The 10580-nt window shown below is 56.1% G+C and carries 9 protein-coding genes; 7 read left to right on the forward strand and 2 right to left on the reverse strand.

The window, feature by feature from the left end; all coding sequences use genetic code 11:
- Positions 1-182: 182 nt before the first annotated feature.
- The 7 genes from kup to rbsR all read left to right on the forward strand — a co-directional run bounded on the left by kup (position 183) and on the right by rbsR (position 8120).
- Complete coding sequence (gene kup / locus QLG21_RS15510) at positions 183-2051, forward strand: low affinity potassium transporter Kup (RefSeq protein WP_088208918.1); 1869 nt, start codon at positions 183-185, stop codon at positions 2049-2051.
- A 214-nt stretch (positions 2052-2265) separates the two neighbouring features.
- Complete coding sequence (rbsD, locus tag QLG21_RS15515) at positions 2266-2685, forward strand: D-ribose pyranase (RefSeq protein WP_006177543.1); 420 nt, start codon at positions 2266-2268, stop codon at positions 2683-2685.
- Between the two features lie 7 nt (positions 2686-2692).
- Positions 2693-4198 (forward strand): ribose ABC transporter ATP-binding protein RbsA, encoded by a 1506-nt coding sequence (gene rbsA / locus QLG21_RS15520; protein ID WP_282484758.1) that lies wholly within the window; start codon positions 2693-2695, stop codon positions 4196-4198.
- Positions 4199-4202: 4 nt separating this feature from the next.
- On the forward strand, positions 4203-5168 hold the full coding sequence (rbsC, locus tag QLG21_RS15525) for a ribose ABC transporter permease (RefSeq protein WP_006177541.1): 966 nt from the start codon (positions 4203-4205) through the stop codon (positions 5166-5168).
- A 27-nt stretch (positions 5169-5195) separates the two neighbouring features.
- The gene (gene rbsB, locus QLG21_RS15530) at positions 5196-6086 is read left to right on the forward strand and encodes a ribose ABC transporter substrate-binding protein RbsB (RefSeq protein ID WP_006177540.1); all 891 of its coding nucleotides are present in this window, start codon (positions 5196-5198) and stop codon (positions 6084-6086) included.
- A gap of 108 nt (positions 6087-6194) precedes the next feature.
- Positions 6195-7124, forward strand: a complete 930-nt coding sequence (rbsK, locus tag QLG21_RS15535) for a ribokinase (protein WP_101738627.1) — start codon at positions 6195-6197, stop codon at positions 7122-7124.
- A gap of 3 nt (positions 7125-7127) precedes the next feature.
- Entirely contained in the window at positions 7128-8120 is a 993-nt protein-coding gene (gene rbsR / locus QLG21_RS15540; protein ID WP_072208944.1) for a ribose operon transcriptional repressor RbsR, read from the forward strand.
- Here the strand turns inward: rbsR and mdtD are convergent.
- Together mdtD and QLG21_RS15550 are read right to left on the reverse strand one after the other, a co-directional pair.
- Complete coding sequence (mdtD, locus tag QLG21_RS15545; RefSeq protein WP_006177537.1) at positions 8086-9519, reverse strand: multidrug transporter subunit MdtD; 1434 nt, start codon at positions 9517-9519, stop codon at positions 8086-8088. The genes rbsR and mdtD overlap by 35 nt on opposite strands.
- Positions 9516-10223: a FadR/GntR family transcriptional regulator gene (locus QLG21_RS15550; protein WP_282484757.1), complete on the reverse strand. Its 708-nt coding sequence runs from the start codon at positions 10221-10223 to the stop codon at positions 9516-9518. The genes mdtD and QLG21_RS15550 overlap by 4 nt, the downstream gene beginning before the upstream one ends.
- Between the last annotated feature and the right edge of the window lie 357 nt (positions 10224-10580).

Consider the following 10580-nt stretch of genomic DNA (forward strand, 5'->3'; position numbering starts at 1 on the left):
AGCGAGTATAGACGTTTCAGTCATGGCTGGTAATAGACTGAAGTGCGGCGCAATTTTCTTTGCGCTACATTAACGCGGTTGTATTTAGGGGTACGATTTTTCAATGAATCGTGCATACTGTGCGCTTTTTGTGGGCCAAGGGACTAAGCACACATTTGTTATATAAACGAAAAGACTAGTCTATGAGCACTGATAAAAAGCAATCATTACCCGCAATAACGCTTGCGGCGATCGGGGTTGTCTATGGTGATATTGGCACCAGCCCGCTCTATACGCTTCGTGAATGTTTGTCCGGTCAGTTTGGTTTTGGTGTGGAGCGCGAAGCCGTCTTTGGTTTCCTGTCACTCATCTTCTGGCTGCTGATCCTGGTGGTATCCGTTAAGTATCTCTCTTTCGTTATGCGCGCAGATAACGCGGGTGAAGGCGGTATTCTGACCCTGATGTCCCTTGCCGGGCGCAACACGTCCCCCAGAATGACGTCGGTGCTGGTGATTATTGGCCTGATTGGCGGCAGCTTCTTTTATGGCGAGGTCGTGATTACCCCCGCCATTTCGGTGATGTCGGCGATAGAAGGGCTGGAGATCGTCGCTCCTCAGCTTGATTCATGGGTCGTTCCGCTTGCCATCATCGTGCTGACGCTGCTTTTCGCCATTCAAAAACACGGTACCGGGCTGGTGGGCAAGCTCTTCGCGCCGATTATGCTGGCATGGTTCCTGATTCTGGCCGCGCTGGGCTTACGCAGCATAATCTCTAACCCGGACGTTCTGCACGCGCTGAACCCGATGTGGGCCGTGCATTTCTTCATGGAATATAAGGTCGTCTCTTTCGTTGCGTTGGGCGCTGTGGTGCTCTCTATTACCGGCGTGGAAGCGCTGTATGCGGATATGGGCCACTTTGGCAAACTGCCTATCCGCGTGGCGTGGTTCACCGTGGTGCTGCCGTCGCTGGTGCTGAACTACTTCGGCCAGGGCGCGCTGCTGCTTGAACATCCTGAAGCGATTAAAAACCCGTTCTTCCTGCTGGCCCCTGACTGGGCGCTGGTGCCGATGCTGATCCTCGCGACCCTGGCGACGGTTATCGCCTCGCAGGCGGTTATCTCTGGCGTGTTCTCCCTGACCCGCCAGGCGGTACGCCTGGGCTATCTCTCCCCTATGCGCATTATCCACACCTCAGAAATGGAGTCGGGGCAGATCTACATTCCGTTTATCAACTGGCTGCTCTACTTCGCGGTGGTGATTGTTATCGTCAGCTTCGAGCACTCCAGCAACCTGGCGGCGGCGTACGGTATCGCCGTAACGGGGACGATGGTGCTGACGTCGATTCTCTCCACCACGGTGGCGTACCGCAACTGGCACTGGAACAAGTTCCTTGTGGCGCTGATCCTGATTGGCTTCCTCTGTATCGACGTGCCGCTGTTTTCGGCGAACCTCGATAAGATCGTTTCCGGCGGCTGGCTGCCGCTGACGCTCGGTCTGGTGATGTTTATCGTGATGACGACGTGGAAAAGCGAGCGCTTCCGCCTGCTGCGCCGTATGCATGAACACGGTAACTCTCTGGAAGCGATGATAGCCTCGCTGGAGAAATCCCCGCCGGTGCGCGTGCCGGGTACGGCGGTGTATATGTCGCGCGCGCTGAACGTCATCCCGTTTGCGCTGATGCATAACCTTAAGCACAACAAAGTGCTGCACGAGCGGGTGATCCTGCTGACGCTGCGTACCGAAGATGCACCGTACGTTCATAACGTGCGTCGTGTGCAGATCGAGCAGCTGTCGCCTACCTTCTGGCGCGTGGTGGCCAGCTACGGCTGGCGCGAAACACCGAACGTGGAAGAGGTATTCCACCGCTGCGGTCTGGAAGGGCTGAGCTGCCGCATGATGGAGACATCGTTCTTTATGTCGCACGAGTCGCTGATTATCGGCAAACGTCCGTGGTATCTGCGCCTGCGCGGCAAGCTGTACCTCATCCTGCAGCGTAACGCCCTGCGCGCGCCTGACCAGTTTGAGATCCCGCCTAACCGCGTGATTGAGCTGGGAACCCAGGTCGAGATTTAATCCTCGCAGCAATGCCCGGCGGCGCTTCGCTTACCCGACCTACTAAACCTGTAGGCCCGTGCTAGCGAAGCGCCGCCGGGCTTTTTTTCTTTCAGCATTTCACTTAGCGAAACGTTTCGACGTCGATCACAATTCTGTTACCTCATGATGGTTTTCTGAGCACACTTCGGATTAAACTCATGAGAGCGAAACGTTTCGCTAGTGGAGCAAGAAAATGAAGAAAGGCGCTGTACTCAACTCAGAAATCTCGTCGGTTATTTCCCGTCTTGGGCATACCGATACGCTGGTGGTTTGCGATGCAGGCTTACCGGTTCCGCGCAGCACTACCCGTATTGATATGGCGTTAACGCAGGGCGTGCCCTCGTTTATGCAGGTACTGGATGTGGTGACGTCGGAGATGCAGGTTGAGACGGCCATTCTCGCGACGGAAATTAAACACCATAATCCGCAACTCCACGAAACGTTGCTCAGCCATCTTGAGCAACTGCAACAGCACCAGGGAAACACCATAGAAATTCGTTACACAACACACGAGCAGTTCAAACAACAAACCGCAGACAGTCAGGCGGTGATTCGCAGCGGGGAGTGTTCCCCGTATGCGAATATCATTCTCTGTGCTGGCGTCACGTTCTGAGGCCATCATGGACGCATTACTGCAACTCAAAGGGATCGATAAATCGTTCCCGGGCGTAAAAGCCCTCTCCGGTGCGGCACTGAACGTTTACCCCGGGCGCGTGATGGCGCTGGTGGGCGAGAACGGTGCTGGCAAATCCACCATGATGAAAGTGCTGACTGGTATCTACCAACGTGATGCCGGCTCGCTGGTCTGGCTGGGTAAAGAGACCACGTTCACCGGCCCGAAATCCTCTCAGGAGGCGGGCATCGGCATTATCCATCAGGAGCTGAACCTGATCCCGCAGCTGACCATTGCGGAGAACATCTTCCTTGGCCGCGAGTTTGTTAACCGGTTCGGCAAAATCGACTGGAAAACCATGTATGCCGAGGCGGACAAGCTGCTGGCGAAGCTGAACCTGCGCTTTAAGAGCGACCGCCAGGTGGGCGACCTCTCCATTGGCGATCAGCAGATGGTGGAAATCGCCAAAGTACTCAGCTTTGAGTCGAAGGTCATCATTATGGATGAACCCACCGATGCCCTGACCGATACCGAAACCGACTCCTTGTTCCGCGTCATCCGAGAGCTAAAATCGCAGGGGCGCGGCATTGTTTATATCTCCCACCGCATGAAAGAGATCTTCGAGGTTTGCGATGACGTGACCGTCTTCCGTGACGGGCAGTTTATTGCCGAGCGGGAAGTGGCCACGCTGACCGAAGATTCTCTGATCGAAATGATGGTGGGCCGCAAGCTTGAAGATCAGTACCCGCATCTCGACAAACTGCCGGGTGAGATCCGCCTGAAGGTGGACAACCTCTGCGGACCAGGCGTGAACGACGTCTCCTTTACCCTGCGTCAGGGCGAGATCCTGGGCGTGGCGGGCCTGATGGGGGCGGGCCGTACCGAGCTGATGAAAGTGCTCTACGGCGCGCTGCCGCGTACCAGCGGTTACGTAACCCTCGACGGACGGGAAGTGGTGACACGTTCTCCGCAGGATGGCCTGGCGAACGGCATCGTTTATATCTCCGAAGACCGCAAGCGCGACGGCTTAGTGCTGGGTATGTCGGTGAAAGAAAATATGTCGCTGACCGCGCTGCGCTATTTCAGCCACAGCGGTGGCAGCCTCAAACACAAAGACGAGCAGCAGGCGGTGAGCGATTTTATCCGCCTGTTTAACGTCAAAACTCCGTCGATGGAGCAGGCTATTGGCCTGTTGTCCGGCGGGAATCAGCAGAAGGTGGCGATTGCCCGCGGGCTGATGACGCGCCCGAAAGTGCTGATCCTCGATGAGCCTACCCGCGGCGTAGACGTGGGCGCGAAGAAAGAGATCTACCAGCTGATTAACCAGTTCAAAGCCGACGGCCTGAGCATCATTCTGGTCTCTTCCGAGATGCCAGAAGTCTTAGGCATGAGCGATCGCATTATCGTTATGCATGAAGGGCATCTCGGCGGTGAATTCACTCGCGAGCAGGCCACCCAGGAAGTTCTGATGGCTGCCGCTGTGGGCAAGCTTAATCGCGTGAATCAGGAGTAAGAAGATGACTACCCAGGCCGTTTCTGGTCGCCGCTATTTCACTAAGGCATGGCTGCTGGAACAAAAATCGCTGATTGCCCTGCTGGTGCTGATCGCCATTGTCTCCACCATGAGCCCGAACTTTTTTACCGTTAATAACCTGTTCAACATTCTTCAGCAGACTTCCGTAAACGCCATCATGGCGGTAGGGATGACGCTGGTGATTTTGACCTCGGGTATCGACCTGTCCGTCGGTTCCCTGCTGGCACTCACCGGGGCGATTGCCGCGTCGATTGTCGGGATTGAAGTCAACGCGCTGGTGGCCGTGGCTGCCGCACTGGCTGCGGGTGCGGCGATTGGCGCGGTAACCGGTGTGATCGTGGCGAAAGGCCGCGTTCAGGCATTTATCGCCACGCTGGTTATGATGCTGCTGCTGCGCGGCGTCACGATGGTTTACACCAACGGCAGCCCGGTGAATACCGGCTTTACGGATAATGCCGATCTGTTTGGCTGGTTCGGTATTGGTCGCCCGCTGGGCATTCCGACGCCGGTCTGGATCATGGGCATCGTTTTCCTGGCGGCGTGGTACATGCTGCATCACACCCGCCTGGGCCGTTATATCTATGCGCTGGGCGGTAACGAAGCGGCAACGCGCCTGTCCGGCATCAGCGTCAATAAAGTGAAAATTATCGTCTACTCCCTGTGCGGCCTGCTGGCCTCTCTGGCGGGGATCATCGAAGTGGCGCGCCTCTCTTCCGCTCAACCGACGGCGGGGACGGGTTATGAGCTGGATGCTATCGCGGCAGTGGTGCTGGGCGGAACGAGCCTTGCGGGCGGGAAAGGTCGCATTGTTGGGACATTGATCGGCGCGCTTATCCTCGGTTTCCTGAATAATGGTTTGAATTTATTAGGTGTTTCCTCCTATTACCAGATGATCGTCAAAGCAGTGGTGATTTTGCTGGCGGTACTGGTAGACAACAAAAAACAGTAACTGACGACACTACAGGACATCTTAGATATGAACATGAAAAAACTGGCTACCCTGGTTTCTGCAGTCGCGCTGAGCGCAACCGTAAGTGCTAACGCGATGGCGAAAGACACCATTGCGCTGGTTATCTCCACGCTGAATAACCCGTTCTTCGTCTCTCTTAAGGACGGCGCGCAGAAAGAAGCCGACAAGCTGGGCTACAACCTGGTGGTGCTGGATTCACAGAACAACCCGGCGAAAGAGCTGGCAAACGTTCAGGACCTGACCGTGCGTGGCACCAAAATCCTGCTGATCAACCCAACCGATTCTGACGCCGTAGGCAACGCCGTGAAGATGGCTAACCAGGCGAACATTCCGGTGATCACTCTGGACCGTCAGGCTTCCAAAGGTGACGTGGTCAGCCACATTGCTTCCGATAACGTGCTGGGCGGTAAAATCGCCGGTGACTACATCGCGAAGAAAGCCGGTGATGGCGCGAAAGTCATTGAACTGCAGGGCATCGCGGGGACGTCTGCGGCGCGTGAACGTGGCGAAGGCTTCCAGCAGGCCGTCGCTGCGCACAAATTTAACGTCCTGGCGAGCCAGCCTGCTGACTTCGACCGCACGAAAGGTCTGAACGTGATGCAGAACCTGCTGACCGCGCATCCTGACGTGCAGGCCGTATTCGCTCAGAACGACGAAATGGCGCTGGGCGCGCTGCGTGCGCTGCAGACCGCAGGTAAATCAGATGTGATGGTCGTCGGATTTGACGGCACGCCGGATGGTGAAAAAGCAGTAAATGATGGCAAACTGGCTGCGACCATCGCTCAGCTGCCAGAGCAGATTGGCGCCACTGGCGTTCAGACTGCTGATAAAGTGCTGAAGGGCGAAAAAGTTCAGGCCAAATATCCTGTTGACCTGAAGCTGGTCATCAAGCAGTAAAAGGCGATTCAGGCAGTCGCTGGCTGCCTGAGGGACACCAAATAAAAGAAAAGTGTGGCATACGCCACCGGGTCACACCGGTGGCGCTCTCAGATGGACAGCTCAACCATGAAAACCGCAGGCAACCTCGTCGTCCTTGGCAGTATCAATGCCGATCACATTCTTAACCTTGAATCTTTCCCGACACCGGGCGAAACCGTCACCGGCAATCAGTACCAGGTGGCGTTCGGCGGTAAAGGCGCAAACCAGGCGGTCGCCGCCGGACGCAGCGGGGCGCATATCGCCTTTATTGCCTGCACGGGCGATGACGACACCGGCGAGCGCGTACGCCATCAGCTGGCAAGCGATAACATCGACATTGCACCGGTGAGCGTCGTTGAAGGGGAATCCACCGGCGTGGCGCTGATTTTCGTTAACGCGGAAGGGGAGAATGTTATCGGTATTCATGCAGGGGCTAACGCCGCGCTGACCCCTGAGCGGGTGGACGCGCAGCGGGAGCGGATCGCCAGTGCCGACGCGCTGCTGATGCAGCTTGAATCGCCGGTAGAAAGCGTAATGGCTGCGGCCAAAATTGCGCATGAAAATCATACCTCTGTCGTACTCAACCCTGCGCCTGCCCGTGTATTATCAGACGAACTGCTGGCGCTGGTGGATATCATCACCCCCAACGAAACGGAAGCGGAAAAGTTGACCGGCATTCGCGTTGAAAATGATAATGATGCGGCGCGCGCAGCAAAAGCGCTGCATGATAAAGGCATTGGTACCGTCATTATCACCCTTGGCAGCCGCGGCGTGTGGGCAAGCGTAAACGGCGAAGGCCGCCGCGTGCCGGGCTTTAAGGTTAAAGCGATTGATACCATCGCGGCGGGAGACACCTTCAACGGTGCGCTGGTAACCGCGCTGCTGGAAGGCACGCAAATGGATGACGCGATTCGTTTTGCGCATGCTGCTGCGGCCATCGCGGTAACGCGTAAAGGCGCTCAGCCTTCCGTTCCATGGCGCAAAGAGATCGATGAATTCTTAAGTCAGCAGGGGTAACGCTTGGCCACAATGAAAGATGTCGCCCGCATGGCGGGCGTTTCTACGTCGACGGTCTCCCACGTTATTAATAACGATCGCTTCGTCAGCGAGGCGATTCGGGAAAAAGTCGAAGCGGCGGTAAAAGATCTCAACTATGCGCCCTCGGCGCTGGCGCGCAGCCTCAAGCTCAACCAGACGCGCACTATTGGTATGCTGATCACGGCCAGTACCAACCCTTTCTATTCTGAGCTCGTGCGCGGCGTTGAACGCAGCTGCTTCGAACGCGGCTACAGCCTGGTGCTGTGCAATACCGAAGGCGACGAGCAGCGCATGAACCGTAACCTGGAGACGTTGATGCAAAAACGCGTCGACGGGCTACTGCTGCTGTGCACCGAGACGCACCAGCCGTCGAAAGAGATTATCCAGCGTTATCCGTCCATTCCCACGGTGATGATGGACTGGGCACCGTTCGACGGCACCAGCGATCTGATCCAGGATAACTCCCTGCTGGGGGGCGATATGGCCACTCAGCATCTGATCAACAAAGGCTATACCCGCATCGCCTGCATTACCGGTCCGCTGGATAAAACCCCGGCGCGTTTGCGTCTGGAAGGGTATCTCGCGGCAATGGAGCGGGCGGGGCTTGCCATACCCGATGGCTACCGGATCACCGGTGATTTCGAATTTAATGGCGGCTTCGAGGCAATGCAAACGCTGCTGGCACAAGCGGAGCGCCCGCAGGCGGTATTTATCGGTAACGATGCGATGGCGTTTGGTGCCTATCAGGCGCTTTATCAGGCAGGATTGCGCGTGCCGGACGATATGGCGATCGTTGGCTACGATGACATCGAACTGGCGCGCTACATGACGCCGCCGCTGACCACGATTCATCAGCCAAAGGATGAGCTGGGCGAGCTGGCCATCGATGTCTTAATCCACCGTATGGCGCAGCCCACGCTGCAGCAGCAACGCCTGCAGCTTACTCCTGTTCTGATGGAACGCGGTTCGGTTTAGCCTTCGTTTTGTGGCGCTCTTTAATCAGGTTGCGGCCATCTTTGGGTTTTAGCAGCATAAAGACCAGCGCCGAAACGACGGTAAGTGCGCCCATGGTGATAAAGGTATAGTGGAACTGTTCCACCGTGTTGCTGCCGTCGAAGCCTTCATAAAACCGCAGCACGGCTGCACTTACGGCCACCCCCAGGCTTATCGACAGCTGTTGGGTCACCGCCAGCACGCTGTTGCCGCTGCTCGCGTTCTCGTCAGTCAGATCCGCAAGGGTAATGGTGTTCATTGAGGTGAACTGCGTCGACATCGCCATTCCCAGTACAAAGAGCGGCAGGATCAGCATCCAGACCGGCAGCGCGGCGGATTGCAGCGAGAACTGCGCAATCATCAGCCCGATAAACACCGTCACCCCAACCAGTGTCTTACGATAGCCAAACCAGCGCAGCACCTGCGTGACGGTCGATTTCGCCAGAATCGAGCCCATCGCGGTGGGAGCCATCATGCATCCGGCGATCAGCGCCGGGTAGCCAAAACCGACCTGCAGCATCAGCGGCATTAAAAACGGAACGCATCCAGTGCCCAGACGTGAGGCAATATTCCCTGCGACGCCGACCGAGAAGGTGCGGGTATTAAAGAGGGACAGAGAGATCAGCGGCGTCGGGTGACGACGGGCATGACGTATATAAAGAAGGAACAGCAGAATACCGCTGAGGATGACGGACAGTGCCAGCCATGTCGCGACGATTTTCTCGCCAAACAGTTCCATCCCGCTTGAGAACAGTACCAGGCTCAGGCCAAACAGGAAAAAACCGCCCATGTCGAAGCTGCGCCGTGGCGTGGTGAAGTTCGGCATGTATTTTCGGGCATACAGCAGGCCGGCCACGCCAATCGGAATGTTAATCAGGAAGATCCAGTGCCAGCTCGCCCAGGTGACAAGCACACCGCCGAGTACCGGACCCAGGATGGGGCCGACCAGCCCCGGCATGGTCACGAAGTTAAGGACCGGCAGCAGTTCGCTGCGCGGATAAGCGCGTAGCAATGCCAGACGCGCCACGGGCATCATCATCGCCCCGCCTATCCCCTGAAGGACGCGAAAGATAACCAGCTCCGTCAATGAGGTGGAGAGCGCGCAGGCCAGAGAGCCGAGCGTGAACAGCGTTACCGCCAGCATGAACACTTTACGGGTACCGAAGCGATCGGCCAGCCATCCGCTGACCGGGATCAGCATGGCGACGGTTAAGGTATAGCTAATGATGGCAGACTGCATCGCCAGCGGAGAGCGGTTAAGGCTTTGCGCAATGGCGGGGAGCGCGGTATTAAGGATGGTGGCATCCAGCGCTTGCATAAAGAACGCCATGGCTGCAATCCACGGCAGCCCGGCCATACTGCGCGCTTTTTTCTCTGTCATTTATTTACCTGCTGGTGGTCTGGTGCGGCGAGTAACGTTTGACATGCGCTCAGGGCGCGTGGCCCCTCGCTATCCTGAATGGCATCGACAATGGCCTGATGCATATCGAGCTTCACCACTTCGTTTTGAGTAATCGAGGTGAAGTAGGTGTGGTACACCGAGTGGAATAATGAGGCAAAGGAGGTCAGGAAAGGATTAGCGCTCATCGCGTAAATATGTTCATGCCAGGCCATATCGACTTCTACCCAGCGCTCGCGATTGAAGTGCTTTTTAAGGAAGACCATCTCTTCCATTAAGGTATTGAGCTGCGCTTTTTGCTCCGCAGTGCCGAGCGTGGCGGCAAGAAAACAGGCCTGAGGCTCAAGGCTGCTGCGCATCACCAGAAAATGATCCACGACCTGGTGGAAATTGTCTTCCGTCATCCACCATGACAGAAGCTCTTGATCGAGGAAGTTCCAGTTACTCTGAGGCATAACGCGCGTGCCGATTCGCGGACGGGGGAGAACCATTCCTTTTGCGGTTAACGTTTTCACCGCTTCGCGAACGGCGGTTCGGCTTACGCCAAACTGTTCGCCCAGCTCCATTTCACCCGGCAGGATGCAGCCAGGGGCATATTTGCCCGCTAAGATCAGCTGAGCCAGCTTTTCAGCCAGCACATACGATAAGTTTTTTTGTGCTGCCAGCTGCTGTGCGCTTAAGGGCATCGTTCTTATTCCTTAATTATTCATGCCGGTAATTATGCCATCTGAAGTGTGAATGTGGTTGCAGATACATCAAATAGAACAATTTGTAGCTTGGATTCACCGCTATTGGTGAAAAAAAACACGGTCGAAAACTTTTTTTAAATTTCCTCTTGTCACTTCAGAATAACTCCCTATAATGCGCCTCCACTGACACGGAACAACGGCTTACAGGCCGCCGGGTGAGCGGGGTTCAGCGATGAACGCCGGCAGAGAAAAGCGAAAATAAACGCTTGACTCTGAATGAGGAAAACGTATTATACGGGACCTCGCAACGGTGAGCGAAAGCCGCGTTGCACTGCTCTTTAACAATTTATCAGA

The sequence above is a fragment of the Enterobacter sp. V87_3 genome (assembly GCF_029967835.1).
GTDB classification, from domain to species: Bacteria; Pseudomonadota; Gammaproteobacteria; order Enterobacterales; family Enterobacteriaceae; genus Enterobacter; species Enterobacter cancerogenus.

What these genes read in the sequence shown, in the direction of transcription:
- kup (WP_088208918.1), top strand. Translation starts at nt 183, where the DNA reads ATGAGCACTGATAAAAAGCAATCATTACCCGCAATAACGCTTGCGGCG.
- rbsD (WP_006177543.1), top strand. Translation starts at nt 2,266, where the DNA reads ATGAAGAAAGGCGCTGTACTCAACTCAGAAATCTCGTCGGTTATTTCC.
- rbsA (WP_282484758.1), top strand. Translation starts at nt 2,693, where the DNA reads ATGGACGCATTACTGCAACTCAAAGGGATCGATAAATCGTTCCCGGGC.
- rbsC (WP_006177541.1), top strand. Translation starts at nt 4,203, where the DNA reads ATGACTACCCAGGCCGTTTCTGGTCGCCGCTATTTCACTAAGGCATGG.
- rbsB (WP_006177540.1), top strand. Translation starts at nt 5,196, where the DNA reads ATGAACATGAAAAAACTGGCTACCCTGGTTTCTGCAGTCGCGCTGAGC.
- rbsK (WP_101738627.1), top strand. Translation starts at nt 6,195, where the DNA reads ATGAAAACCGCAGGCAACCTCGTCGTCCTTGGCAGTATCAATGCCGAT.
- mdtD (WP_006177537.1), bottom strand. Translation starts at nt 9,519, where the DNA reads ATGACAGAGAAAAAAGCGCGCAGTATGGCCGGGCTGCCGTGGATTGCA.
- QLG21_RS15550 (WP_282484757.1), bottom strand. Translation starts at nt 10,223, where the DNA reads ATGCCCTTAAGCGCACAGCAGCTGGCAGCACAAAAAAACTTATCGTAT.